Source organism: Streptomyces sp. NPDC059009 (assembly GCF_042740175.1).
In the GTDB taxonomy this organism is placed as follows: domain Bacteria; phylum Actinomycetota; class Actinomycetes; order Streptomycetales; family Streptomycetaceae; genus Streptomyces.
Genome location: NZ_JBHYJB010000059.1, coordinates 27,630 through 50,410, shown reverse-complemented (window position 1 = coordinate 50,410; position 22,781 = coordinate 27,630). Strand labels below are relative to the sequence as shown.

Here is a 22,781-nt window from a genome sequence, read left to right as displayed (position 1 = left end):
GCCGCTGTCACGCCTCCTGACGCAGCTGTCACGCCCCTTGGCGGAGCCTCGGACGGGCCTCGGCGTGAAACCTCGGCCCACCGCGGCTACTGCGCCCGCTGCCGCGGCCTGCGCGCCCCCTGCGGAGCTTCGGCGGGGGTCGCCAAGTGCCCCGCGACCAGCCGGTTCAGCGCCCGCACCAGGGTGTCGCGCTCCCCCTTGGGCAGCGAGCCGAGCGCCGCCTCGTGCACGCCGTCGACGATCTTCTGGCTGCGTACGGCGACCCGGGCGCCCTCGTCGGTGACGGCGATGATCCGGGCGCGCCGGTCCGTGCCGGAGGGGCGGCGCTCGGCGAGGCCCGCCTTCTCCAGGGCGTCCACGGTCACCACCATCGTCGTCTTGTCCATGTCCCCGATCTCGGCGAGCTGGGCCTGGGTGCGCTCCTCCTCCAGGGCGTGCACCAGGACGCAGTGCATGCGCGCGGTCAGCCCGATCTCGGCGAGGGCGGCGGCCATCCGGGTGCGCAGGACGTGGCTGGTGTGGTCCAGGAGGAAGGAGAGGTCCAGGTCGGTGTGGGCGGGAGCCATGGCGGTCATGCGGCCCAGGATAGCCGGATTGAGGAACCGAAGTAGATAGTCTGCAACGGAACTATCTGCTACGGTCCCTCTTGTCCTTCCGGCACCCCGGCCGACTCACCGGCCCGGCCAACTCGCAGGAGAGAAACCGTGGTTGCTCTGTCCACGCTGGAATCCGCACCCCGCACCCGCACGCACCCCCGTCCCCCGCGCCGCCGGCTCGCCCTCGGCGTCATCGCCACCGGGCTGCTCATGAACGTCCTGGACGGCAGCATCGTCACCGTCGCGATGCCCGCCATCCAGAGCGACCTCGACTTCACGCCCGGCGGCCTGAGTTGGGTGGTGAACGCGTACCTGATCGCCTTCGGGAGCCTGTTGCTGCTCGCCGGGCGGCTCGGTGATCTGCTCGGGCGCAAGCAGCTGTTCCTCGTCGGGACGGGGGTGTTCACCGGGGCCTCGCTGCTCGCAGGCGCCGCCGCCTCCCCCGGCGTCCTCATCGCCGCCCGCTTCCTCCAGGGCGTCGGCAGCGCGCTCGCCTCCGCCGTGAGCCTCGGCATCCTCGTCACGCTCTTCACCGAGCCCCGTGAACGGGCCAGAGCCATCGCCGTGTTCAGCTTCACCGGCGCGGCCGGGGCGTCGATCGGGCAGGTGCTCGGGGGCGTGCTCACCGACCTCCTGAACTGGCACTGGATCTTCCTCATCAACCTGCCCATCGGGCTCGCCACCCTCGCGCTCGCCCTGCCCGCCCTCCCCGCCGACCGCGGGCTCGGCCTGCGGGCCGGGGCGGACGTCAGCGGCGCCCTGCTGGTCACGGCCGGGCTCATGACCGGCATCTACAGCGTGGTCAAGGTCGAGGAGTACGGCTGGAGTTCGGGCCACACGCTCGGGCTCGGCGCCCTCGCGCTCGCCCTGCTCGGGGGCTTCGTCGCCCGCCAGGCCACCGCCCGCACCCCGCTCATGCCGCTGCGGGTGCTGCGGTCGCGCAGCGTCGCCGGGGCCAACCTGGTGCAGCTGCTGATGGTCGCGGCCCTCTTCTCCTTCCAGGTCCTGGTCGCCCTCTACCTCCAGAACGTCCTCGCGTACGACGCCACCGCGACCGGGCTCGCCATGCTGCCCGCGGCCCTCGTCATCGGCGCGGTCTCGCTCGGGGTCTCGGCGCGGCTGATCGGCCGGTTCGGCGAGCGGGCGGTGCTGCTCACCGGACTCGCGCTCCTGGTCGGGGTGTTGGGGCTGCTGGCCCGGGTGCCCGTGCACGCGAGCTACGCCACCGACCTGCTCCCCGTGATGCTGCTCGCCGCGGGCTTCGGCCTGGCGCTGCCCGCCCTGACCGGGCTCGGCATGTCCGGCGCCCGCGAGGACGACGCGGGGCTCGCCTCCGGCCTCTTCAACACCACTCAGCAGATCGGCATGGCCCTCGGCGTGGCCGTCCTCTCCACCCTCGCCGCCGCCCGCACCGACCACCTCCGCACCACCGGCACCCCCCGTCCCGAGGCCCTGACCGAGGGCTACCACCTGGCCTTCACGGTGGGCGCGGCCCTGCTCCTCGCGGCCCTGGCCCTCGCCGCCACGGTGCTCCGCCCCGCCCGCAGCCACTAAGTTTTCGTATGACTGTTCTGCAACGAAATCAGGGCACCTCGCCCTCTGAAGGTAGGGGCGAGGTGATGATGAAACGTCACCGACCAGGGTGAAGCTCAGGGGGAAGTGTGAACAAACCAGTCCGGCGCGTCGCCATATTCTGCGGCCTGCTCATCCTCGCGCTGCTCGGCCGCGCCAACTGGGTGCAGTTCGCGCAGAACGACAAGCTCTCCAACGACACCCACAACCGGCGGGTCCAGATCGAGGCGTTCTCGCACCCGCGCGGCGACATCATCGTGGGCGGCAAGTCCATCACCGGGTCCAAGGCGTCGGACACGGGCTCCGACGGGGAGTACTCGGACTTCAAGTACAAGCGGCTCTTCAAGCAGGGCCCCATGTACGCCCCGATCACCGGCTACTTCTCGCAGGCCCAGGGCCGCACCTTCCTGGAGGGCGTCGAGAACGGCATCCTCAGCGGCACCGACGACCGGCTCTTCCTGCGCCGCACGGTGGACATGCTCACCGGCAAGAAGCGCCGCGGCGGCGACGTCGTCACCACCATCGACGCGAAGGCCCAGCAGGCCGCGTACAAGGGGCTGACCGACCTCGGCGCGCCCGGTGCCGTGGTCGCCCTCGACCCCCGCTCCGGCAAGATCCTCGCCCTCGCCTCCACCCCCTCGTACGACCCCTCGGTCTTCGCGGGCATCTCCAGCAAGGAGGGCAAGGAGTACCAGAAGCTCCTCAAGGACAAGAGCAAGCCGCTCAACAACCGTGCCCTGCGCGAGACGTACCCGCCGGGCTCCACCTTCAAGATCCTCACCGCGGCCGCCGCCCTGGAGCACGGCACGATCAAGGACATCGACGAGCCCACCGGCGCCAAGGCCCCGTACAAGCTGCCGCAGAGCTCCACCCGCATCGGCAACGACGTGGCGGGCCCCTGCGACAAGGCGTCCCTGAAGGTCGGCATGCAGTGGTCCTGCAACAACGTCTTCCTCGACACGGCCTGGAAGGTCGGCAAGGACGACATGCGGGAGACCGCCGAGAAGTTCGGCTTCAACGAGGAGCAGTTCGTTCCGGTCCGCGCCGTCGCCAGTGCCTACCCCGAAGAGCTCGACCAGCCGCAGACCGCGCTGACCGGCATGGGCCAGGGCAGCGTGACCTCCACCCCGCTGCAGATGGCGATGGTCACGGCGGGGATCGCCAACAACGGCAAGCTGATGAAGCCGTACCTGGTCGACGAGTTGCGCGGCCCCGACCTGTCGACGATCGAGAAGAACGAGCCGCAGGAGATGAGCCAGGCCGTCTCCGAGGACACCGCGCACAAGGTCCAGGCGATGATGGAGAACACCGTCGAGAAGGGCACCGCGAGCGGGGCCAAGATCGGCGGTGGCACCGTCGTCGGCGGCAAGACCGGCACCGCCCAGCACGGCGCGAACGTCCGCGACGAGCGCCCGTACGCCTGGTTCGTCTCCTACGCCAAGGACGACGACGGCGGCTCCCCCGTCGCCGTCGCCGTCTTCGTGGACCCGAAGGACATGAACATCCCGCGCGAGCAGATCGCGGGTGGTCGGCTCGGCTCGCCCATCGCGAAGTCGGTCATGGAGGCGGTCCTGAAGGAGAAGTGACCCCGACTCCGGCTCCGGCCGTCGACCGGTGCGTCACCGCTGCCGCGCGAACGTCCCTTGCCTCACGAGCCTTACGAGTTCCAGGGCAGCGGCCTGCTGTGCAGCACGTCGAGGCGGGACACCGCACGGGTCAGGACCACGTACAGGCGGTGCGCGCCCCGGGGTTCCGCCTCGACGATCGCGGCGGGCTCGACGGCGATCACGTGGTCGTACTCCAGGCCCTTGGCGACCGTCGCGGGCAGCACCGTCACGCGCGCGGCGAGGTCGTCGGGGCCCGCGCACGCGATGCCCGCCGCGGCGAGGGCCGCGCGCAGCGCCTCCGTGCCGGCCTCGGCGGCGATGACGCCGAGGGAGCCCTCCTGGGTCAGCGCCCGGCGCACGGCGGTGACGGTCGCCGCCGTCACATCGTCCGTCTCCTCGATCCTCAACTCGCCGTCCGCGCGCAGTGACCGCGCGGGCGGCACGTCCACGTCCAGCTCGGCCAGGAGCCGGTTGGCCAGGCCCACGACCGCCTTCGGGACGCGGAAGCCGGTGGTCAGCGGGGCCAGGGTGGCGGTGGGCTTGCCGAGGTGGCGAAGGAGTTCGGGCCAGGAGCGGGCGGCCCAGGGCGTGGTGCCCTGGGCGAGGTCGCCGAGGACCGTGAGCGAGCCGAAGTCGGCGCGGCGCGCGATGGCCCGGCACTCCATCGGGGAGAGGTCCTGCGCCTCGTCGACGACGATGTGGCCGTAGCCCTCGGGCCGTTCGATGAGCCCGGCCAGCTCGTCGAGCAGGACGAGGTCGGCGGCGGACCAGCGGGCCGACTTGAAGGAGCGCGGCGGCCTGCTCCAGCGGATCGCCCGCTGTTCCGCCTCGTCGAGGATCCCGTCGGCCGCCGCCGCGAGCGTGTCCGGGTCGGTGAGCAGCGCGGCGAGCACCTCCTCCGCCTTCGCCCTCGGCCAGACCTCGTCGACGTACGCGGAGACGGGCCGGGCCCGGGAGATCTTCTGCAGCCAGGCGTTGGTCACCGCGCCCGCGCGCCGCTCGGCCTGCTCCCGCACGATGCGCACGGCCCGGCTGCGCACCCGCTCCCGCCCGATCTCGTACGGCGGCTGCTCGGCGCGCACGTCGTCGACGATGCGCCCGAGGTCGGAGAGGTCCACGCGCCAGCGGTACGAACCGTCCGGGATCGCGAGGGAGTTGGCGGGCGCGCCGACCCGCGCGTAGAGGGCCCGGCGCAGCACCTCGGCCATCCGGGCGTCGTGCTTGACCCGGGCCGCCGCCGCGTCGTCGTGGCCGCGCACCTCGTGCCGGGCGATCTCGTCCTGGACGGTGGACTGGCGCACGCCCGTCTCGCCGAGCGCGGGCAGGACCTCGGCGATGTAGCGCAGGAAGGTGCGGTTGGGGCCGAGGATGAGGAGCCCGGAGCGCTGCACGCGCTGGGGGTGGGTGTAGAGGAGGTAGGCGGCCCGGTGCAGGCCGACGGCGGTCTTGCCGGTGCCGGGGGCGCCCTGCACGCAGACCGACGCGGTGAGCTCGGCGCGCACGAGGTCGTCCTGCTCGGGCTGGATGGTGGCGGCGATGTCGCGCATGGGGCCGACGCGGGGCCGCTCGATCTCACCCGCGAGGATCCCGCCGGCCGCCGCGACGGCGCCCCACTGGGCCTCCCCGTCCGCCGGATCCTCCTCTCCGAGGGGCCCCTCCTCCCCGAGGGGCTCGTCCTCAAGGCCGGTGAGGTCGGCGGAGGCGCCCTTGCTGCCGGGCGCCCAGCCGAAGCGGCGGCGGACGGCCACGCCCTGGGGGTCGCGGGGGCCCGCCTGGTAGAAGGCGCGGGAGACGGGGGCGCGCCAGTCGACGACGAGCGGCGGGGCCGAGGGGTGCTCGGTGATGCGCAGCCGCCCGATGTGGTAGCTCTGCCCGCGGTGGTCGCCCGCCTCGGGCGCGGCGGCGTCGAAGTCGAGGCGCCCGAAGAACAGCGGCGCGTCCGGCAGCTCCCTGAACTCCTTGGCGCGACTGCGCAGTTGATAGCCGAGGACCTCGGCGTCGGCGCCGGACGCGGAGACGTTCTCGCCGGTGATGACGTGGTCCTGGGCGCCTTGGACCATCGCGTCGAGGGCGGTGCGGCAGGTGTCGTGGTAGCCGCGTTCCTGGGTGAGGACCTCGTCAGGTGTCATGCCGAGAAGAATAACGTAACCGAGTTAAATTTGTAACCGAGATTCAAAGGGCGTACGCTGCTTCCATGACGACGAGCGGCGAAGCCGGCGCCGTGGGCGAAGCGGGCCTGCGCGAGCGCAAGAAGCAGCGGATGTACCAGTCGATCTCCGAGGCGGCGATCGCGCTCTTCCTGGAGAAGGGCTTCGACAAGGTGTCCGTGGCGGAGGTGGCGGCGGCCGCCGAGATCTCCAAGCCGACGCTGTTCCGGTACTTCCCCACCAAGGAGGACCTGGTCCTGCACCGCTTCGCCGACCACGAGGACGAGGCGGCGCGGGTGGTCACGGGCCGCGCCGCAGGCGAGTCCCCCCTGGCCGCCCTCGAGCGCCACCACCTCGACGCGGTGGCGCGCCGCGACCCGGTCACGGGCCTCAGCGACCATCCCCAAGTCCTGGCTTTCCAGCGCCTGTTGTACGGGACTCCCGCCCTCGTCGCCCGCATCCCCGGCTACCAGGAGCGCTCGGAGGCCGCCCTCGCGAAGGCGCTCGACGACGGCGGTACGGAGGCGGGGCTCGACGCCCGGATCGCGGCGGCGCAGATCGTGGCGGTGCAGCGGGTGCTCGCCCTGGAGAACGGGCGGCGGATCGCGGCCGGGGAGGCGGTCGACGAGGTGGCGACCGAGGCGGTGCCGGCGGCGGAACGGGCGTTCGCGGGGCTGCGTCTGGGGCTCGCCGCGTACGCCTAGCTCAGGTCAGTCGGGTCGGGTCACGTCACGTCAGGTCCGGCTCGGGTCGGCCTGGGTAGGCACTGTCGCGCACGGTCCGGCCTGGTCAGGCACGGTCCCGCACAGTCCGGCGAGCAGGCTCAACGAGACTGCCAGGGCCCGCAGTTGAGGGTCCCCGCCAGCTGGTCCGGCCCCAGCGGGGCGAACGGGTCGGGCCCCGGTCTCAGTCGGCCGGGACCGCCGAGCCGCGACACCGGCCCCGCCCCTGCTCCAGCCCCCAGGAACCGCTCCCCCACGTCCCCCGCGTGCCACGCGCGCAGCGCCGTCACGACCCGGCCCGTGCCCGGCACCCCCTTCAGCCTCAGGGGCTCGGCCGCCCGGCGCAACGCCCGGCGCACCGGGGCCGCCGCCGCCTCGAAGTCCTCGTCGGCGGGGACGGCGGGCAGGGCCAGGGCGGCGCGCATGATGTCGGGGAAGACCGACTGGGCGTACTCGAAGTCGAGGTAGACGGGCAGGTCGGTGTCGAGGCCCTTGGTCAGCTCGGCCCGGCCCGCCTCGGTCAGCTCGTCGGCCCACAGGTCGCGCATCCGGTCGCGCTCGGCCTCGTCGTACCCCATCCGCACGAGATGGGTGGCGAGTTCGTGCACCGGGTCGCCGAACATCGACAGCTCCCAGTCGATGACCACGGTCCTGCCGGGGCGCACGATGACGACGTTGGCGCGGTGCACGTCGGTGTGGATGAGGCAGAAGGGGCGCGGGGCGAGCAGCGGGAGACGGGCCGCGAAGGCGGTCATGGCGTCGGTGCGGACGCCCACGGCGCGGAAGAGGGCGCCGAAGCGGCGCCGGTTGTGGCGGTGCACGCGGAGCTCGGTGAAGTCGATGAGCCGGCGCAGGAAGGACTGGGTGTCGCCGGAGACGGGCCAGTCGGCGGGCAGCGGCGGCAGCTCGGCCTCGGGCACGCAGGCCGTGCGGGCGAAGAAGCGCGCGAAGGAGCGCAGCAGCTCCTCGCCGACGGGACCGTGCGGGATCTCCTCGGAGAGCGGCCTGCCCGGCACATAGCTGTGGATCGACCAGTCGCCGAAGTCCGCGAGACAGCGCGGGACTTCGCCGAGCCGGCGGGTGACCGCCCGGAGGACCTCGGCCTCGCTCGGCCAGATCCGGGGCACCACTTCCACCGCGTCCAGGGGCGTACGGAACTTGGCCCGGGTGCCGAAGGGCATCCGGCCGAGGAGGAGGGCGAGCGGCCAGTCCAGCGGAACCACGTAGTTCCGGTTGTGGTGGCCGACCGCGACCTCGCCGCCCGGCCGGTCCCGGTGGGCGGCCGCGAAGCGGCGGACCAATGCCTCATGGGCTCTTCGAGGCAGGGGTGACGACATGCTCGCTGAGGGTAGCCGTCTCACGGAGCGATACCCGCCGCTTGCCAGCATGTGGACAGATGTTGCGTCACCTTTGCATCAGGTGTGCGTGCACCACTGGTCAACGGGCGCCACGCTTGACCGACTCCAGGACCGGCTGGAGCGAGTCCACGACGACCCGCGCGCCCGCCGCCGCCAGCTTCGCCGCCTTCGCCTCGCTGTACGCGTATCCGAGGAAGCGCACCCCGGCGTCGCGCGCGGCCGCGTGGTCGGACGGAGTGTCACCGATCATGAGGGCGGCAGCGGGTGACACCCCCATCGCGTTGAGGGCGCGGTGGACGCAGTGCGGGTCCGGTTTGAGGAGGCTGAGGTCCTCCTTGAGGCGGCCGTATATGTGCGGCGCGAAGCAGTCGGTGAGGCCGCGCGTCTCCAGGTAGTCGGCGACGGCCAGCGGGGAGTTGTTGGTGGTGACGGCGAGCCGGGCGCCCGTGGCCGTCCAGGTCCGGATCAGCGGATCGGCGTACGCGGTGGGCAGCGCGGAGCGGACGGCCTTCAACTCCTGCTGGGTGAGCCGCTCCTCTAGCTCGGTGACGAGGTCGCTGCCGGGGTGGCGGTGGTCGACGACACGCAGCACCACATACGGGTCCCCCTCGCCGGTCAGCTCGTCGGTGGGCAGTCCGCGCAGGCCCCGCTCGCGCAGCCAGCGCACCTGCTCGTCGGCGATCGTGCGCGCCGAATGCCCCGCGAACAGGCCGCAGATGGGGCCGTCGAAGTCCCACAGCACACAGCGCACGCCGTCGAGGAGGGCCTCTATCGCACCATTCACATCACTCGCACCCGTGGAATCAGTAGTCACTAGGAGAGTGTCAGGTCCAGCGTGATGGTTTCCCAGAGGGCGTCGAACCAGTTCTGGGACTCCGCCACGAACATGGAGTCGCGCGCGCTGCCCGTCGCCTTCTCGAAGGAGAAGAGCGGGGACCGCAGACCGCCCGCGTCGTACAGCTCCAGGGTCTCGTTGCCCGCCTCGAAGGCCAGCTCCTGCCGCGAGAGCGTGTAGTACGCGAGCAGCGCCTCGCGCCCGTTCAGGAGGTAGAGCTTCACCGGTGTCGTGAACGGCAGCGCGCGGAAGGTGACGTTGACGTCGATGCCGTGCGAGCTGCGCAGCGCGAGGAGGTTGTGGCGGAGCACCTGCCCCTGTGCGTTGCGCTGGTTGAGCCAGCGGCTGTGCAGGCGGCCGTCGTCCGCGCCCGTAACCGGGACGGGGAACGCCAGGTCGATGTCGCTGCTGGGCAGCAGGATGCGCACGTCGATCGAGTCCGGGCGAATGCTTTCGTCGTGGATGCGGCGCACCGGCTCGCCGAGCGCGAGCATCAGGGTTTCCGCCGTGTACGAGACCACGTCGATGCGGACGTGGGGCTCGGCGAAGGCGGCGGTGAGGCGCGGCGCGAGGCCCACCATCGAGGGCTGCGGCTCCTCGCCCACCAAGGCCGCCTCCGGGGCCTGCTCGGCGATCCGTGGCGGGGCGCCCTTGCTGACGTGGTCGAGCAGCCCCTCTTCCTGGAGCTTGCGCAGCGCCTGGCGCACGGTGCCGCGCTCCACGCCGAACTCGTCGGCGAGCCGGCTCTGGGTGGGCAGCCGGTCGCCGGGCCTGAGGTCACCGGCGCGCATCCGGCCGCGGAGCTCCTCGGCGATGTCGTGGGGGGAGAGCTTTCTCTTGCCGTCCACTGCGACGTTCTCCTTGGTCACGACCAGACGATACAACTACCCGGCCATCTCAGGGTGTTGCGGGAAGTTGAAGGCCACTTGTTTATGAACTCCCGCCAAGCGGGGACAACTTGAGTGAACTTGGCTGCCAACTCGCCTGAGTTGGCAGCTACTTCAGAAGGAGGCGCCATCATGCGAGCCCTGTCCCTTCTCGCCGCCGTCTTCGTCGTCACCGTCGACCAGTTCGTGCAGTGGAAGTACGGCCCGGCCGGCATCGCCGGTCTGCTGCTCCTGACCATCGGCGTCCGCGCGCACAACGCCACGTGCAGCTCGCTCGGCGCGGTCGTGCTCGCCCTCTCGATCACGGGCCCGGCCCTCTAACTCAGCTCCAGGTCCTGGCTGATCGTCTCCCAGAGCGCGTTGAACCACAGGTGCGACTGCTCCACGAAGGTCGTGTCCCGCAGCCCGTCGCCCTGGTGGAAGGGGAAGAGCATCGACTGCGACCCCTGGGCGTCGTACATCTCCACGGAGTCGTGGCCGAGCGTCTGCCCGCTCTGCCTGGTGAGCGTGTAGTAGGCGAACAGCGCCTCCGCGCCGTTGAGCAGGTAGAGCTTGACCGGAGGCGTGAACGGCAGCGCCCGGAACGTGACGTTGACGTCGATGCCGTGCGAGGTGCGCAGCGCCAGGAGGTTGTGGCGGAGCACCTGCCCCTGCGCGTTGCGCTGGTTGAGCCAGCGCTCGTGCAGCTGCTCCCCCTCCTTGCCGCCACCGTCCACCGGCGCCGGGAAGGCGAGGTCGATGTCGCGGCTCGGCAGCATCACCCGGACGTCGACCTTGGCCGGTTTTCGCTCCCCGGCGTGGATCCGCCGCAGCGGTTCGCCGATCGCCATCGTCAGGGATATCGCCGTCAGGCAGAGGGCGTCGATCTCGACGTGCGGAGTGTCGAACGCGGCGGTGATGCGCGGTCCGAGGCCGACCATCGTGGGCTGCGGCCTCACCTCCCCGGGGCCACCGACCGGGCCCGCCGTCGCGTCCGCGACCTTGGGCGGGCTGCCCTTGGACACATTGGCCAGCAAGTGCTCGCCCTGCAGGATGCGCAGCGCCTCGCGCACCCGCCCGCGCTCCACGCCGAACTCACCGGCCAGCTCGGCCTGCGTGGGCATGCGCTGGCCCGGCCGCAGCAGCCCGGACCTGATGCGGCTGCGCAGCTCGTCGGCGACCTCGCGGGAGGACCTGTGCGGCCCCTTCCGCCCATTCATCGAGGCTTGTTCCGCGCTCACACTTAGACGGTACAACTTCGCGCCATCTTTGGGGAGTTGCTCGAAAGATGGTTATGAGCCTCGCCATCCCGGAGATAAGTCCCTTGGACTTGGTTGCCAACTTAAGCAACGTGGTCCCGGATAAGGGGGGAAGCCATGCCACTGATCGCCCTCGTCATCGCCGCCGTCGCCATCGGCTTCGAACAGCTCGTCCAGTGGAAGTACGGACCGATGGGCATCATCGCCTTCATCGCGCTGTCCATCGGCATCAAGGCCAAGAACACCACCCTCAGCGGCATCGGGGCCGTGATCCTCGTGATGCTGCTCGCCCAGTCAGGCTGACCGGGCTCCCATCCGGAGGGGAGCCGGGAGTCCGGTCACGCCGTCGAACCGCGGCCGAACCGCCGTCGCACCGCGGCCGAGGCCGACAACTGAAGACCACCTAGAAGATGTCCGGGCACCAGGGGGACCTGGACACACCGAAGAGGGCGTCGGCCACCCGGTCGGCGCCCTCTTCCTCTGCCACCACCCGGCCGAGCGCGGCGAACCGCTCCGCCGACGCCCCGCCCAGCCACAGCGAGCTCAACTCGGCGACATCCAGCGACAGTTGGACCCTCTCCCCGGTCGGCACGCACCGCGCACCCCCCGCCCCCGCCTCCAGCCGGAACCGCCCCGCCGCGTACCCGGCCCGGTCCCGCACCTCCAGGACGAGCGAGCACGGTCGCGGTGCCCGCGGGCTGCTTGGCGTCGTTGTGCCGGGCCTCCACCTCGTACGCCATGAGCCCCTCGACCACCCCGGCCGGCGTCCGGTACAGCGCGTAGAAGGGCTCGGTCCACGGATACTCCGCGGTGACCTGCTGCCCCGTGTTGCGCTGCCACCAGTGCTCGTCGCGGTTGATGGCGCCGTGCCGCCCGGTTCGGAAGCGGTTGTGGAACTCCGGCCCCAGGTCCCGCACTTGGGCCCCGTCCACGAGGTCGACACGGCCGCCCTCGCGCGGGGCGGGCACCCGCCGGTCGAGGCCCGAACGCGGCACGCCCACCGTCCAGTCGGTCGTCCAGGTGGCGGGCCCGAAGCCGAACCGGCCGTAGATCCCGTACTCGGAGGGGATCAGCGTGGCCACCACGTCGCCGCGCTCCTTGGCGGCGGCCAGGTCGGCGGCCATCATGCGGCCGAGCAGCCCGCGGCGGAAGGGGGTCCCCCCTGCTCCTTAAGAGCTTGGGGGAGCGTGGGACTGACGGTCACATTGGCGATGGCGTCGGCCGGGACCGGGGCACCGCCCACCGCGGTGATCTCCTGCGCGAAGCTGCGGAACGTCGCCACGCAGCGCCCGGTCACCGGGTCGAACGCCCCTTGCGTACGGGCGGGGTCGACGGACTTCCTGCGGTACGCGACGGTCTCGTCCGAGACCCGGGCCAGGGGCCGCATGAACCCCGCGTTGCAGGCGCGCAGCCACTCCGCCAGCTCGTCCTCGGCGATCGGGCGGACCTCGACGTCATCGCTCATGGGAGCACGCTAGGCGTACGGGGGTTCGGGCCGCACCCGGATATCCGTACGCCCGTGTCCGGTGCGGCCGTTGGCCCGCGCCCCGCGCGCCCTCAGAACGCGGCGCGGATCTCCCCGACCTCAACTCCCCCGCCCAGCAGGGGAGAACGGCCGATGCGGCCGACCACCGGGGCGTCCACGCCGAGCATCGTCAGGGCGCGGGCGAGGACCGGGCCGAGGGCGCGGCCCGCACCGTCGTCGACCTTGAACGCGAGCGCCCTGCCGTCCGCGAGAGCCACCGCCTGCACCGCCTCGGCGCCCATCTTCGACAGGGTGCCCGGCACCTCGCGCATCAGCCAGGTGTCGGGGCGCCGGGTGCCCGCCACGTACTCGGGGTGGGCGCGCATGGCGTCGGCGACGCGGCGCTCGGCGGAGCCCTCGGGGGCGAGCACGAAGTGGCGGAAGGCGCGGGCCAGGCCGGGCAGCGTGAGCGCCATCAGCGGGGCGCCGCAGCCGTCGGTGCCGACCGCCGCCACGGACTCCCCGGCGGCCTCCTCGACGACGTCGAGGACCAGCTGCTGGAGGGGGTGCTCGGGGTCCAGGTAGGAGTCGGTGTCCCAGCCGTTCAGGGCGCAGGCCGCGATCATCGCCGTGTGCTTGCCGGAGCAGTTCATGGTGACGCGGTCGCGGACGGCGCCCGAGGCCAGGTACGTCTCCGCCTCGACCGGGTCGAGCGGCAGGTCCTTCGGGCACTGCAGGGCGGCGGCGGTCAGGCCGTGCTCAGCCAGCATCTTCTGGACGAGGTCCCGGTGGAAGACCTCCCCGGAGTGGCTCGCGGCGGCGAGTGCGAGCCGCTCACCGCTGAGCTGGAGCCCCGCCCGCAGCACCGCGGCGGCCTGCATCGGCTTGTTCGCCGAGCGCGGGAAGACCGGCGCCGTCACATCGCCGAGCGCCAGCTCCACGCTGCCGTCCGCCGCGAGGAGCACCAGGCTCCCCCGATGATGGCCCTCGACGAAGCCGGAACGCACGACCTCGGCGAGGACCGGGGATATGGCGCCGGGGGCGTCCGCGGGCGGGGCAAAGGAGGCGGCGGGGGTCATCTTCGGCCTTCCGGGGGCAGGGACACCTGCCCGTCACCCCCGGGGTCACCGGGTCAGGAGAGCAGGTCGTCGACTTGTGCTTCCCCTTCACGGTACCTGCGGGCGATCTCCGCGCTGCAATCGTCGGCAGTGTGCTGAAGCTGTCCGCGGCGCCGGGAAACCTGCTGCTCGTAGCGGATCAGGCGGCCCATCGCGGCGTGCAGCTCGTCGTCCGTGCGGGCCGCCAGGTCGGAGAGCTCGACCTCGGCGAGCATCTCCGTGGCGAGGAGCCGGTACTCCTCGCTGTGCGGGGTGCCGAGCGTCACGTGGCGGGCGGAGGAGCGGCGGGGCGCCGGGGCGTCCGCGAGGATCTCCGAGAGCCGGTCGACGACGGCGCCCGGGGGCTCCTCGCGGGCGTACGCGCCGACGTCCGGGCTCCGGCTGCCCGCGGCCGCCGCGTCCCTGCGTGAGGCCGCCTCGGCCCGCAGGATGTCGATGCGGCCCTGGAGCAGCCGCCGCACATAGCTCAGGTCCGCCTCGTCCTGCTGGGCCTCGCGGCGCAGCGCGCGCAGCTCGGGCAGGCGCAGGGCCGCCAGGTCGTGCGCGGGCGGCTCGGGCAGGACCGGACCGCTGCCGGTGCGCTGCGCGGGCGGCCGCGGCACGTTCGTGCTCGCCCGACGACCCGTGCTGCCCGTGGTACCCGCGCTGCCCGCACTGCCCGTACGGACCAGCGACACGGGTCCGGGCGGCTGCCCGGTGCTTGGTGTGCTCATGTGGCTCTACCGTCCCCTCGACCGGCCGACGCGGTACACCGCGTGTGAGCATGGTGCCACCCCGCGTGGCCGGTATGTGACCGAGTGCCCCCGATCGGCCCCAGATGGGGGGATCAGGAGTGCGTTTTCGGCAGGTCGACGGGCCGGAAGTCGGGGGCGGTGTTGCCCGGAACTCGGGCCCGGTGACGGGGAGTCGGGGCCGGTGGCGCCCGGCGGGTCACATCTCCAACAGCACCGTGAACGGACCGTCGTTGGCGAGCGAGACCCGCATCTGGGCGCCGAAGCGTCCGGTGGCCACCGTCGCGCCCAGCGACCGGAGCCGGGCCACGACCTCCTCGACGAGCGGCTCGGCGACATCGCCGGGCGCCGCCGCGTTCCAGGTGGGGCGGCGGCCCTTGCGGGCGTCCCCGTAGAGCGTGAACTGGCTGATGACGAGGAGAGGCGCGTCGATGTCGCTGCACGACTTCTCGTCGGCCAGCATCCGCACCGACCAGAGCTTGCGGGCCAGTTGGGCCGCCTTCTCCTTGGTGTCCTCGTGGGTCACTCCCACCAGGACGCACAGCCCCTCGCCGCTGATCTCCCCGACGGTCTCCCCGTCGACCACCACGCTCGCGCCGTCGACGCGCTGCACGACCGCCCTCACGGCTCGACCACGACCTCCTGCGCCGCGGCCGTGGTGCCCGCGAGGAGCTCCGCGTCGAGCGGGACGTTGCGCTTGATCAGGGCGAGGGCGATGGGGCCCAGCTCGTGGTGGCGCACGGACGTGGTGACGAAGCCCAGCTTGCGGCCCTCGGGGCCGTCGCTCGCCAGGTGCAGGGGCGTGCCGGGCGGCGGCAGGTGCACCTCGCTGCCGTCCAGGTGCAGGAAGACCAGGCGGCGCGGGGGCTTGCCCAGGTTCTGCACGCGGGCGACGGTCTCCTGCCCCCGGTAGCAGCCCTTCTGCAGATGCACGGCGCTGCCGATCCAGCCCAGCTCGTGCGGGATGGTCCGGTGGTCGGTCTCGAAGCCGAGCCGGGGCCGGTGCGCCTCGACGCGCAGCGCCTCGTGGGCGAGCAGGCCGACGGCGGGCCCGTGCTGCTCCGCGTACGAGGGGAGGTCGGCGCGCGGCAGGAAGAGGTCGCGCCCGTACGCCGTCTCGCGCACCGCGACGCCCTCGGGGACCTCGGCGATCGACCCGGCCGGCAGGTGCACGACGGCGAACTCCTCCGTCCGGTCGGCGACTTCGACCCGGTAGAAGAACTTCATGCTCTCCAGGTACGCGATCAGCGCCTCCTGCGAGCCGGGCTCGACGTGCGCCCACATCGTCTCGCCGTCGTCGACGAGATAGAGGGCGTGCTCGATGTGCCCGTTGGCGGAGAGGATCAGCGCCTCGGTGGCCTGGCCCGCGGGCAGCTCGCTCACGTGCTGGGTGAGCAGCAGGTGCAGCCAGCTCAGCCGGTCGGAGCCGGTGACGGTGAGGACGCCGCGGTGCGAGAGGTCCACGAGGCCCGCGCCGTCGGCGAGGGTGCGCTGCTCGCGGAACAGGTCGCCGTAGTGCGCGGCGACGCCTTCGTCCACGCCCTCGGCGGGGACGGCGCCGGGCAGGGACAAGAGGGGGCTCTTCATGTTCACAAAGACTACGACCCGAAGAAGCCCGCGTTTATTTCTCCCTGCGGGGAGCCGTCCTGCGGGGGAGCCGTCGGAGGCGTCACTTCTTCTTGCGGGCGCAGTCCGCGCACTGCCCGAAGATCGCGAAGTGCTTCAGGTCGGTGTCGAAGCCGAAGGTCTCGCGGAGCTTGGCGGTGAAGTCGGCGGCGATGCCGACGTCCGCCTCGATCACGTTCGTGCAGTCCCGGCAGACCAGGTGGATGTGGTGGTGGCGGTCCGCGAGGTGGTACGTGGGGGCGCCGTGCCCGAGGTGGGCGTGGCTGACGAGCCCGAGCTCCTCCAGGAGCTCCAGGGTCCGGTACACCGTGGAAATGTTGACCCCCGACGCCGTCTTCCGCACTTCGGAGAGAATGTCGTCGGGGGTCGCGTGCTCAAGGGTGTCGACGGCTTCGAGGACAAGCTGGCGCTGCGGGGTCAGCCGGTAGCCGCGCTGCCGCAGGTCGCTCTTCCAGTCGGTGCTCACCACACCGCCGAGTGTATGACTACTTGAAGAAGGCGATGCCGTCGTCGGGCAGATCGCCGAGGTTCCGTGCCATCTCGGCGACGTCCTCGGGCGAGACGACCTTCTTCAGCTGGGCCGACATGTAGGGGCGGAGCGGCACCTCGGGGGTCTGCTTCTCGCCGACCCACATGAGGTCGCCCTTCACGTACCCGTACAGCCGCTTGCCGCCGCTGTACGGACCGGAGGCGGCCGTCCGCGCCACGGCGTCCGTCGCCAGGTCGATCTGCGGCTTCTTGTCGGCCAGCTCGCCGTACCAGACCTCGACGACGCCGTCGTCGCGGACCATGACGACCTCGACCTTGCGGTCCTTGCCCACCCGCCAGTAGCCGGACTCGGACTCCAGCGGCCTGACCTTGTTGCCGTCCTGGTCCAGGATCCAGGTGTGCGAGTGGTACTCGAGGAAGTCCCGCCCGTCGTGCGTGAAGGAGACCTCCTGGCCGAAGTTGGCCTTCTCGGCGCCGGGGAAGTCGGTGACGCCCGCGCCCGCCCAGTTGCCCAGGAGGAAGGCGAGGGGGACGAGCTCGGGGTTCAGGTCGGACGGAATCTCGATCATGGGTTGCTCAGGCGTCTCTCGGTGGGGGTCCGGGGGTCCCGGGGGTCAGCGCTGGCCCTGGTACAGCTTCTTCACGGTCAGCCCGGCGAAGGCGAGGACGCCGACGCAGACGAGAACAAGGAGGGCGGAGAAGAATGCCTCAAGCACGGGGTGCTCCTCGGTGAGCGGTATTAGGGCGGTACGGGGCCGGGGCCCAGCTTAGTAGGGATACCGGGAGCTCTCTCTGTGAGGTCCGCCGAGCCCTCGTCCGCGGGCTGCCACCGCCGTAAGCTGGACGTATGTACGCACGCAGGCGTCATGTGTACTTCGCCATGATGGGCACCTGTCTCGCCCTGTTCGTCCTGGCGTGGGGCGTCGTGCGCCTCTGGTCCGTCCCCGTCGCCGTGGGCATGTGCGTCGTCGCGATGGTGATCCCCCCGCTCGCGGCCATGGTCGCCAACCGGCGCGGTCCGGAGGACCGCTGGTGGGACGACCCGTCGGGGGACCCGAAGTCCGACGAGTGGTGGGACGAGCTGGACGGGAAGCGTCGCAAGTAGGCCGAAGGGCCGCACCCCGTACCAGTGGCGTCCAACCCCCTGGGGTGCGGCCCTTCGGCCGGTATCTGTGCGCTGTCGCCGTCAGACGGCGGTCAGACGGCGATCGCGACCTCCGCGAGGCCGCCCGTCTGGGCGACCACGGTGCGGTCGGCGGAGCCGCCCGGCACCAGCGCGCGGACGGTCCACGTGCCCTCGGCCGCGTAGAAGCGGAACTGGCCCGTCGCCGAGGTCGGGACCTCGGCGGTGAACTCGCCGGTCGAGTCCAGGAGGCGGACGTAGCCCGTCACCGGCTCGCCGTCGCGGGTCACGCTGCCCTGGATCGTGGTCTCACCGGGCTTGATCGTCGAAGCGTCGGGGCCGCCGGCCTTTGCTCCACACATGCTGAACTCCTAGGACGGTAGGAAGTAGGGAAAGGTCGGTGGGGCTTACTTGTTGGCGCCGAGCTCGATCGGCACGCCGACGAGGGAGCCGTATTCGGTCCAGGAGCCGTCGTAGTTCTTGACGTTCTCGACGCCGAGCAGCTCGTGCAGCACGAACCAGGTCAGGGCCGAGCGCTCACCGATGCGGCAGTACGCGATGGAGTCCTTGGCGAGGTCCACCTGCTCCTCGGCGTAGAGGGCCTTCAGCTCGTCGTCCGACTTGAACGTGCCGTCGTCGTTGGCGTTCTTCGACCACGGGATGTTGCGGGCGGACGGGACGTGGCCCGGGCGCTGCGACTGCTCCTGCGGCAGGTGGGCCGGGGCGAGCAGCTTGCCGGAGAACTCGTCGGGCGAGCGCACGTCGACCAGGTTCTGGGTGCCGATCGCGTTCACGACGTCGTCGCGGAAGGCGCGGATCGAGGTGTCCTGGGGCTGGGCCTTGTACTGCGTGGCCGGGCGGTTGGGCACCTGGGCGCCGTCGACGAGGTCGCGGGAGTCCAGCTCCCACTTCTTGCGGCCGCCGTCGAGCAGCTTCACGTCCTGGTGGCCGTAGAGCTTGAAGTACCAGTAGGCGTAGGACGCGAACCAGTTGTTGTTGCCGCCGTAGAGGACGACGGTCGTGTCGTTGGCGATGCCCTTCGCCGACAGGAGCTTCTCGAAGCCCTCCTGGTCGATGAAGTCGCGGCGGACCGGGTCCTGGAGGTCCTGGGTCCAGTCGATGCGGATCGCGTTCTTGATGTGGTTCTTGTCGTACGCCGAGGTGTCCTCGTCGACCTCGACGACGGCGACCTTCGGGTCCTCGAGGTGGGCCTCGACCCAGTCGGCGTCTACCAGGACGTCGCTGCGGCTCATGCTTCTTCTCCTCCGGGGCAGTTACGGCGGGGCGGTGCGGGATGCGTGCGGGAGACGTACGCGGATACGGCGGGAGCGTGCGCGCGGGGAGGCGCGGGCGTACGGCACGGGAGCCCTGTGGCGCTGCGGAATGCGGGCCGACGGGCCGACGGGCCTGCGGAATACGGGGGTTGGGGCCCCGCTAGAACGTGCGACAGAGCATGGCGGCGACGCGGCACAGGTCCACTGCCCGCCGCTTCGTGAGATCCGCCTGTCGTTGCATGCGACCGATCGTAGGGATGACGAGGCCGACATGTCACCGGGGCTCCGGATATTGAGACGCGATCGTCCACTATTCGGGATGTGATGGCGAAAGGGGCGGCTTCCGCCGCCCCTCGCACCCGGTGTCGTCCCCGTCACATCCGCTCGCCGGACGCCCCCGTCTCGTACTGCGGACCCACACCCACCTGCGGCCGCTTGCTGCCGCCCGCCGCCGGGTCCGGCCGCCGGGTCCGGCCGCCGGCTCAGCCCGTGAGGCTCACGTTCTCGCCCGTCACGGACATGTTCACGCCGTTCTCGGCGCCCTCGACCTTCTCCAGCTTGATCCCGGCCGGCAGGTCGTCGATCTTCTGCTCGAAGTCGGTGACGCCGCGGATCGTGCCCTCGGGCAGCGGGATCGCGGCGCCGAGGATCGTGAAGCTCTTCGGGATGTCGTCGGCGTGGGCCTTGATCGTGTCGCCCTCGACGCGGACCGAGCTCACCACGTACAGCGGCTTCGGCAGGGTCTGGCCGCCCTTGCTGACCTGCACGCCCACCTTGATCTTGCCGTTGCCGCCGTCGGCGAGGGAGACCACCTTGGCGGTCGCCGACACCGGCCTGCCGAGGATCTCGACCTGGAACGGGACCGGCTCGTCCTTCGACGCCTTCAGGAGCTCGTCGTAGGAGACCAGGGCGCTGCCGTCGGCCGACTTGGCGGTGGCGGAGCTGTAGTCGCCGGAGAACTTCACGCCCTTCATGTGGGCCTGGAGGTCGTCGATACGGATGGCTTCGCCAGCACCCGTGCCCGACTTGGCCTCGTAGTTCTTGATGCCGACCTCGACGTCGTCGAGCTCCCCGCCGACGGCCTGGGTCAGGAACGGGAAGCCCTTGATGGAGACGTCGGGCGTCTCGGCGAGGCCCTCACTGGACTTCAGCTTGTCCGCCGCCTCGTCCTCGGCGAAGGACACGGCGATCCGGTCGGCCGCCACGAACAGACCCCCCAGGATCACGACGACGATCAGAAGTATTCGCAATGCGCGCGAGCTCACGGTGTTCCCCCACCTCAACAGACGTTGCCGTGAGCCTAAATGACGGATCCCCGGCCGGGACGTCCGGCCGGGGATCCGTCGATCAGCTGTGACGATCGGTCAGCGACCGTCGGGGGCACGGGTCAGCCGATGGCCCGGCCCAGCACGTAGACGACGGGCGCGGCGGCGGCCAGCGGAAGGGCGACGCCCGCGGTCATGTGGACGAAGCGCGACGGGTAGTCGTAGCCGGCGACGCGGTGGCCGATCAGCGCACAGACCCCGGCGCCGAGCCCGAGCAGGGCGCCCTTGCTGCCGAGGCCGGTCATCCCGCCGACGGCGATCCCGGCCCCGGCGGCGGCGAGCAGCGCCACCACGACGGAGGCGGGCGTCGGCAGCGGCAGGGCCCGGGCGAGCACGGCGACGCCGACGGCGACCGCGCCGACCGTCACGGCGTCGTCCGCGGCGGCGAGGTGCCCGGCCGCGATGATCGCCAGGGCGGACGAGGCGACGGTGGCCATGAGCCCGTACATCCGCTCGTCGGCCCCGGCCCGGCTGCGCAGCTGGAGCACGACGACGAGCGGGACCCAGACGCCGAGGGTGCCGAGGATCGCGGCGGGCGCATGCTCCTTGCCGGTCGCGAGCAGGGCGGCGTCCGCGACGACGCCGCCGAGGAAGGCGAGCGCGATGCCCTGCCGGGCGGGCCACATCCCGTTGAGCCGGAACCAGCCCGCGGCCGTGACGCCCTGGAGGATCACCAGCGGGACGAGCAGCGCGTACGAGCCGACGGCGGCGCCGCCCGCGAGCAGCAGGCCGAGCAGCGCGGTGAGCGCGGCGGGCTGGATGCCCGGCTCGATGATCGGCGAGCGGCCCTCGGCGCGGGCGCGCTGGGCGTCGGTGACCCGGGGGTTGCCGGTGGTGGTGGCGGGGCCGTAGCCGGGACCGTCGTCGGGGGCGGGCTCCTGCATGGGTGCGGGCGTCGACGCGGGTGCCGGTGCCGGTACGGGGTCCGGTACCGGCGCCTGGTACTGGTGCTGGGGCTCCTGGTGCTGGTGCTGGTGCGCGTATCCGTTGTCGTACGACGACGAGGCTGCCGCGGGGGTCTCGGGCGGCAGCGGCTGGGCGCCGTAGTCGGGCTGCTGCTGCGCGCCGTAGTCGACCGGGGACTGGGGCGGGAGGTAGGCCGTCTCGGTCAGGTTCGCCGCGGGCGCGGGCGGCGGCTGCACCTGGGTCTCCCAGGTCTGGCCCTCCCACTGCTGCGTGAACTGCTGCTGCGTGAACTGCTGCTGCGGATAGGGCTGTTGAGCCTGTGGGTACTGCTGCGGGTCCGGGTACACGGGCTGCTGCTGGGCCTCGCCCGGATACGGGTACTGCTGCTGTTGCTGTTGCTGTTGCTGCGGGTACGGGTCGTACCCGTCGTACCCCTCGTATCGCTGCTGATCGCTCATGCTCGCGCTCACCCTCCTGCGAACGGCGGGAGCACCTCGACCGTGCCGCCCTCGGCCAGGCGTACCGTCTCATGTCCCCGGGTACCCACGGGGTCGCCGTCGACGAGGAACGAGCACCGCTGCAGTACGCGGACCAGCTCCCCCGGGTGGGCGTCGCGCGCGGCGGCGAGCGCCTCCGCGAGCGTGGCCGCGGCGTACGGCTCCTCGGCGACCCCCGCGGCCGCCTTGGCCGCGGCCCAGTAACGAATCGTGCCGTTGACCATGACGGGCGGCCTCCCTTCAGTCGGCTCTCTCGGCGGTTGACCCTTTTTGCGGCTAAACCGCCGCCGCTCTCGCGCACGTGGTACTTCGCCGCTGTGGTTCCTCAATGAGTGGTTGCGGTTGACAAGGCTAGCTCGGGGAAGAAGTGGCCCAATTCGCGATCCGACCCAGCAGCGCGTCATCCGCCGCATGCTCCGCGTGCCCCATGCCGCTCTCCAGCCACAACTCGGCGCCGCCCGCCGCCGCCTCGGCGAGCATCCGCGGGTGGTCGACCGGGAAGTACGGGTCGCGGTCGCCGTGCACGATCAGCAGCGGCGTCGGCGCGATCAGCGGGACCGACTCGACGGGCGAGAGCGGCACCGGGTCCCACTCGTGCGGATGGATGCGAGTGCGCAGGCCGAGGCGGCCGACGACCCGGCCCGCGGGGCGCGTCACCAGCCAGTGCAGGCGCCGCATCGGCGCGGTCCCGCGGTAGTACCAGCGGGCCGGGGCACTGACCGCGACCACCGCGTCGGCCCGCGCTTCCGTGCGCCCCCTGTGCAACGCCGCGTGGCGCAGCACCACGGAGCCACCCATCGAGAAGCCGACCGTCACCACGTGTGCATGCCCGAACGAACGTGCCCACTCCACGGCGGCCGCCAGATCGAGCACCTCCCGGTCCCCGACCGTGGACCGCCCGCCGGACGCCCCGTGCCCCCGGAACGAGAACGTGATCACGGCCGCGTGCTGCGCGAACACACGCGCCGCCCGGCGCACGTGGGGCCGGTCCAGGTCCCCGGTGAAGCCGTGCGCGAGCACGATCGCAACATCCGGCGCGGGCACACCGGGGTCGGCTCCGGGGTGGTACGCGGCGTCGATCGCTACCCCGTCCTGCGTACGGAGAGTTGAATGCACGGTGACTCTCCGCTCAACTGGCGTGATCGGCTGCACAGCGGAAGGTCCTTTTTGGCCTGCCGGACGGGAACTCATGTGGGCTATTCTGCTCGGCAGAGGATCCGGGCAGCGAAGCCCCCGGGTCCTTTCGTGCTTTCAGGAGCGTTGCG

At 71.8% G+C, this 22,781-nt stretch carries 25 protein-coding genes and 1 pseudogene; 6 read left to right on the top strand and 20 right to left on the bottom strand.

Features of this window, described 5'->3' with window-relative positions; translation table 11 throughout:
• Window positions 1–86: 86 nt before the first annotated feature.
• The gene (locus ACFWYM_RS40555) at window positions 87–575 is read right to left on the bottom strand and encodes a MarR family winged helix-turn-helix transcriptional regulator (protein WP_384849239.1); all 489 of its coding nucleotides are present in this window, start codon (window positions 573–575) and stop codon (window positions 87–89) included.
• A 138-nt stretch (window positions 576–713) separates the two neighbouring features.
• Between ACFWYM_RS40555 and ACFWYM_RS40550 the strand changes: the two genes are divergently transcribed.
• Together ACFWYM_RS40550 and ACFWYM_RS40545 are read left to right on the top strand one after the other, a co-directional pair.
• On the top strand, window positions 714–2,150 hold the full coding sequence (locus ACFWYM_RS40550) for an MFS transporter (RefSeq protein ID WP_384849270.1): 1,437 nt from the start codon (window positions 714–716) through the stop codon (window positions 2,148–2,150).
• A 107-nt stretch (window positions 2,151–2,257) separates the two neighbouring features.
• Window positions 2,258–3,754 carry a penicillin-binding transpeptidase domain-containing protein gene (locus ACFWYM_RS40545; RefSeq protein WP_384849236.1) on the top strand — a complete coding sequence of 499 codons (1,497 nt, stop codon included), beginning with the start codon at window positions 2,258–2,260 and terminating at the stop codon, window positions 3,752–3,754.
• Between the two features lie 71 nt (window positions 3,755–3,825).
• On the opposite strand, the gene ACFWYM_RS40540 is transcribed toward ACFWYM_RS40545, so the two are convergent.
• Window positions 3,826–5,904 (bottom strand): HelD family protein, encoded by a 2,079-nt coding sequence (locus ACFWYM_RS40540; protein ID WP_384849233.1) that lies wholly within the window; start codon window positions 5,902–5,904, stop codon window positions 3,826–3,828.
• Between the two features lie 65 nt (window positions 5,905–5,969).
• Here ACFWYM_RS40540 and ACFWYM_RS40535 point away from each other — a divergent pair, with 65 nt between their 5' ends.
• Window positions 5,970–6,626, top strand: a complete 657-nt coding sequence (locus tag ACFWYM_RS40535; protein ID WP_384849230.1) for a TetR/AcrR family transcriptional regulator — start codon at window positions 5,970–5,972, stop codon at window positions 6,624–6,626.
• A gap of 119 nt (window positions 6,627–6,745) precedes the next feature.
• Here the strand turns inward: ACFWYM_RS40535 and ACFWYM_RS40530 are convergent, their stop codons facing one another.
• From ACFWYM_RS40530 to ACFWYM_RS40520, 3 genes are all read right to left on the bottom strand, one after another.
• The gene (locus tag ACFWYM_RS40530; protein WP_384849228.1) at window positions 6,746–7,981 is read right to left on the bottom strand and encodes an aminoglycoside phosphotransferase family protein; all 1,236 of its coding nucleotides are present in this window, start codon (window positions 7,979–7,981) and stop codon (window positions 6,746–6,748) included.
• A gap of 100 nt (window positions 7,982–8,081) precedes the next feature.
• A complete protein-coding gene (locus ACFWYM_RS40525; RefSeq protein ID WP_384849225.1) occupies window positions 8,082–8,816 on the bottom strand; it encodes an HAD family hydrolase in 735 nt (244 codons plus the stop codon).
• Window positions 8,816–9,712: a GntR family transcriptional regulator gene (locus ACFWYM_RS40520; protein WP_384849267.1), complete on the bottom strand. Its 897-nt coding sequence runs from the start codon at window positions 9,710–9,712 to the stop codon at window positions 8,816–8,818. Before ACFWYM_RS40520 ends, ACFWYM_RS40525 begins: the two co-directional genes overlap by 1 nt.
• 144 nt (window positions 9,713–9,856) lie before the next feature.
• On the opposite strand from ACFWYM_RS40520, the gene ACFWYM_RS40515 reads away from it, so the two are divergent.
• Entirely contained in the window at window positions 9,857–10,045 is a 189-nt protein-coding gene (locus ACFWYM_RS40515) for a hypothetical protein (RefSeq protein WP_384849222.1), read from the top strand.
• Here the strand turns inward: ACFWYM_RS40515 and ACFWYM_RS40510 are convergent.
• A complete protein-coding gene (locus tag ACFWYM_RS40510; RefSeq protein WP_384849264.1) occupies window positions 10,042–10,923 on the bottom strand; it encodes a winged helix-turn-helix domain-containing protein in 882 nt (293 codons plus the stop codon). The genes ACFWYM_RS40515 and ACFWYM_RS40510 overlap by 4 nt on opposite strands.
• 156 nt (window positions 10,924–11,079) lie before the next feature.
• On the opposite strand from ACFWYM_RS40510, the gene ACFWYM_RS40505 reads away from it, so the two are divergent.
• Window positions 11,080–11,265, top strand: a complete 186-nt coding sequence (locus tag ACFWYM_RS40505) for a hypothetical protein (protein WP_384849220.1) — start codon at window positions 11,080–11,082, stop codon at window positions 11,263–11,265.
• Between the two features lie 100 nt (window positions 11,266–11,365).
• Here ACFWYM_RS40505 and ACFWYM_RS40500 read toward each other — a convergent pair.
• The 7 genes and pseudogenes from ACFWYM_RS40500 to ACFWYM_RS40470 all read right to left on the bottom strand — a co-directional run bounded on the left by ACFWYM_RS40500 (window position 11,366) and on the right by ACFWYM_RS40470 (window position 16,960).
• A pseudogene (locus ACFWYM_RS40500) lies at window positions 11,366–12,427 on the bottom strand (GNAT family N-acetyltransferase).
• 92 nt (window positions 12,428–12,519) lie between these two features.
• Window positions 12,520–13,506 carry an asparaginase gene (locus ACFWYM_RS40495; protein WP_384849217.1) on the bottom strand — a complete coding sequence of 329 codons (987 nt, stop codon included), beginning with the start codon at window positions 13,504–13,506 and terminating at the stop codon, window positions 12,520–12,522.
• A 53-nt stretch (window positions 13,507–13,559) separates the two neighbouring features.
• Window positions 13,560–14,258, bottom strand: coding sequence for an ABC transporter substrate-binding protein (locus ACFWYM_RS40490; RefSeq protein WP_384849214.1), 699 nt, complete (start codon window positions 14,256–14,258; stop codon window positions 13,560–13,562).
• Window positions 14,259–14,475: 217 nt separating this feature from the next.
• Window positions 14,476–14,901: a D-aminoacyl-tRNA deacylase gene (gene dtd / locus ACFWYM_RS40485; protein WP_384849211.1), complete on the bottom strand. Its 426-nt coding sequence runs from the start codon at window positions 14,899–14,901 to the stop codon at window positions 14,476–14,478.
• Window positions 14,898–15,863 carry a YgfZ/GcvT domain-containing protein gene (locus ACFWYM_RS40480; RefSeq protein WP_384849208.1) on the bottom strand — a complete coding sequence of 322 codons (966 nt, stop codon included), beginning with the start codon at window positions 15,861–15,863 and terminating at the stop codon, window positions 14,898–14,900. The genes dtd and ACFWYM_RS40480 overlap by 4 nt, the downstream gene beginning before the upstream one ends.
• An 82-nt stretch (window positions 15,864–15,945) precedes the next feature.
• Window positions 15,946–16,371 carry a Fur family transcriptional regulator gene (locus ACFWYM_RS40475; protein ID WP_384849205.1) on the bottom strand — a complete coding sequence of 142 codons (426 nt, stop codon included), beginning with the start codon at window positions 16,369–16,371 and terminating at the stop codon, window positions 15,946–15,948.
• 16 nt (window positions 16,372–16,387) lie between these two features.
• Complete coding sequence (locus tag ACFWYM_RS40470; protein WP_384849202.1) at window positions 16,388–16,960, bottom strand: FABP family protein; 573 nt, start codon at window positions 16,958–16,960, stop codon at window positions 16,388–16,390.
• 278 nt (window positions 16,961–17,238) lie between these two features.
• On the opposite strand from ACFWYM_RS40470, the gene ACFWYM_RS40465 reads away from it, so the two are divergent.
• The gene (locus tag ACFWYM_RS40465) at window positions 17,239–17,496 is read left to right on the top strand and encodes a DUF3099 domain-containing protein (protein WP_384849199.1); all 258 of its coding nucleotides are present in this window, start codon (window positions 17,239–17,241) and stop codon (window positions 17,494–17,496) included.
• 92 nt (window positions 17,497–17,588) lie between these two features.
• Here ACFWYM_RS40465 and ACFWYM_RS40460 read toward each other — a convergent pair whose 3' ends face one another.
• The 7 genes from ACFWYM_RS40460 to ACFWYM_RS40430 all read right to left on the bottom strand — a co-directional run bounded on the left by ACFWYM_RS40460 (window position 17,589) and on the right by ACFWYM_RS40430 (window position 22,707).
• Entirely contained in the window at window positions 17,589–17,876 is a 288-nt protein-coding gene (locus tag ACFWYM_RS40460) for a DUF1416 domain-containing protein (protein ID WP_018519671.1), read from the bottom strand.
• Between the two features lie 45 nt (window positions 17,877–17,921).
• Window positions 17,922–18,767, bottom strand: coding sequence for a sulfurtransferase (locus ACFWYM_RS40455; protein ID WP_384849196.1), 846 nt, complete (start codon window positions 18,765–18,767; stop codon window positions 17,922–17,924).
• A gap of 181 nt (window positions 18,768–18,948) precedes the next feature.
• Window positions 18,949–19,029, bottom strand: coding sequence for a putative leader peptide (locus ACFWYM_RS40450; RefSeq protein WP_351007875.1), 81 nt, complete (start codon window positions 19,027–19,029; stop codon window positions 18,949–18,951).
• 241 nt (window positions 19,030–19,270) lie between these two features.
• Window positions 19,271–20,053 carry a DUF2993 domain-containing protein gene (locus tag ACFWYM_RS40445; RefSeq protein WP_384849193.1) on the bottom strand — a complete coding sequence of 261 codons (783 nt, stop codon included), beginning with the start codon at window positions 20,051–20,053 and terminating at the stop codon, window positions 19,271–19,273.
• A gap of 122 nt (window positions 20,054–20,175) precedes the next feature.
• A complete protein-coding gene (locus ACFWYM_RS40440) occupies window positions 20,176–21,477 on the bottom strand; it encodes a hypothetical protein (protein WP_384849190.1) in 1,302 nt (433 codons plus the stop codon).
• A gap of 8 nt (window positions 21,478–21,485) precedes the next feature.
• The gene (locus tag ACFWYM_RS40435) at window positions 21,486–21,740 is read right to left on the bottom strand and encodes a MoaD/ThiS family protein (RefSeq protein ID WP_384849187.1); all 255 of its coding nucleotides are present in this window, start codon (window positions 21,738–21,740) and stop codon (window positions 21,486–21,488) included.
• A 127-nt stretch (window positions 21,741–21,867) separates the two neighbouring features.
• Window positions 21,868–22,707, bottom strand: coding sequence for an alpha/beta hydrolase (locus tag ACFWYM_RS40430; protein ID WP_384849184.1), 840 nt, complete (start codon window positions 22,705–22,707; stop codon window positions 21,868–21,870).
• Window positions 22,708–22,781 lie beyond the last annotated feature (74 nt).

Bases quoted from the DNA above. Each gene is read 5' to 3' on its own strand.
- ACFWYM_RS40555 (WP_384849239.1), bottom strand. From the start codon at position 575: ATGACCGCCATGGCTCCCGCCCACACCGACCTGGACCTCTCCTTCCTC.
- ACFWYM_RS40540 (WP_384849233.1), bottom strand. From the start codon at position 5,904: ATGACACCTGACGAGGTCCTCACCCAGGAACGCGGCTACCACGACACC.
- ACFWYM_RS40535 (WP_384849230.1), top strand. From the start codon at position 5,970: ATGACGACGAGCGGCGAAGCCGGCGCCGTGGGCGAAGCGGGCCTGCGC.
- ACFWYM_RS40530 (WP_384849228.1), bottom strand. From the start codon at position 7,981: ATGTCGTCACCCCTGCCTCGAAGAGCCCATGAGGCATTGGTCCGCCGC.
- ACFWYM_RS40515 (WP_384849222.1), top strand. From the start codon at position 9,857: ATGCGAGCCCTGTCCCTTCTCGCCGCCGTCTTCGTCGTCACCGTCGAC.
- ACFWYM_RS40510 (WP_384849264.1), bottom strand. From the start codon at position 10,923: ATGAATGGGCGGAAGGGGCCGCACAGGTCCTCCCGCGAGGTCGCCGAC.
- ACFWYM_RS40505 (WP_384849220.1), top strand. From the start codon at position 11,080: ATGCCACTGATCGCCCTCGTCATCGCCGCCGTCGCCATCGGCTTCGAA.
- ACFWYM_RS40495 (WP_384849217.1), bottom strand. From the start codon at position 13,506: ATGACCCCCGCCGCCTCCTTTGCCCCGCCCGCGGACGCCCCCGGCGCC.
- ACFWYM_RS40490 (WP_384849214.1), bottom strand. From the start codon at position 14,258: ATGAGCACACCAAGCACCGGGCAGCCGCCCGGACCCGTGTCGCTGGTC.
- ACFWYM_RS40480 (WP_384849208.1), bottom strand. From the start codon at position 15,863: ATGAAGAGCCCCCTCTTGTCCCTGCCCGGCGCCGTCCCCGCCGAGGGC.
- ACFWYM_RS40470 (WP_384849202.1), bottom strand. From the start codon at position 16,960: ATGATCGAGATTCCGTCCGACCTGAACCCCGAGCTCGTCCCCCTCGCC.
- ACFWYM_RS40465 (WP_384849199.1), top strand. From the start codon at position 17,239: ATGTACGCACGCAGGCGTCATGTGTACTTCGCCATGATGGGCACCTGT.
- ACFWYM_RS40460 (WP_018519671.1), bottom strand. From the start codon at position 17,876: ATGTGTGGAGCAAAGGCCGGCGGCCCCGACGCTTCGACGATCAAGCCC.
- ACFWYM_RS40455 (WP_384849196.1), bottom strand. From the start codon at position 18,767: ATGAGCCGCAGCGACGTCCTGGTAGACGCCGACTGGGTCGAGGCCCAC.
- ACFWYM_RS40450 (WP_351007875.1), bottom strand. From the start codon at position 19,029: ATGCAACGACAGGCGGATCTCACGAAGCGGCGGGCAGTGGACCTGTGC.
- ACFWYM_RS40440 (WP_384849190.1), bottom strand. From the start codon at position 21,477: ATGAGCGATCAGCAGCGATACGAGGGGTACGACGGGTACGACCCGTAC.
- ACFWYM_RS40435 (WP_384849187.1), bottom strand. From the start codon at position 21,740: ATGGTCAACGGCACGATTCGTTACTGGGCCGCGGCCAAGGCGGCCGCG.
- ACFWYM_RS40430 (WP_384849184.1), bottom strand. From the start codon at position 22,707: ATGAGTTCCCGTCCGGCAGGCCAAAAAGGACCTTCCGCTGTGCAGCCG.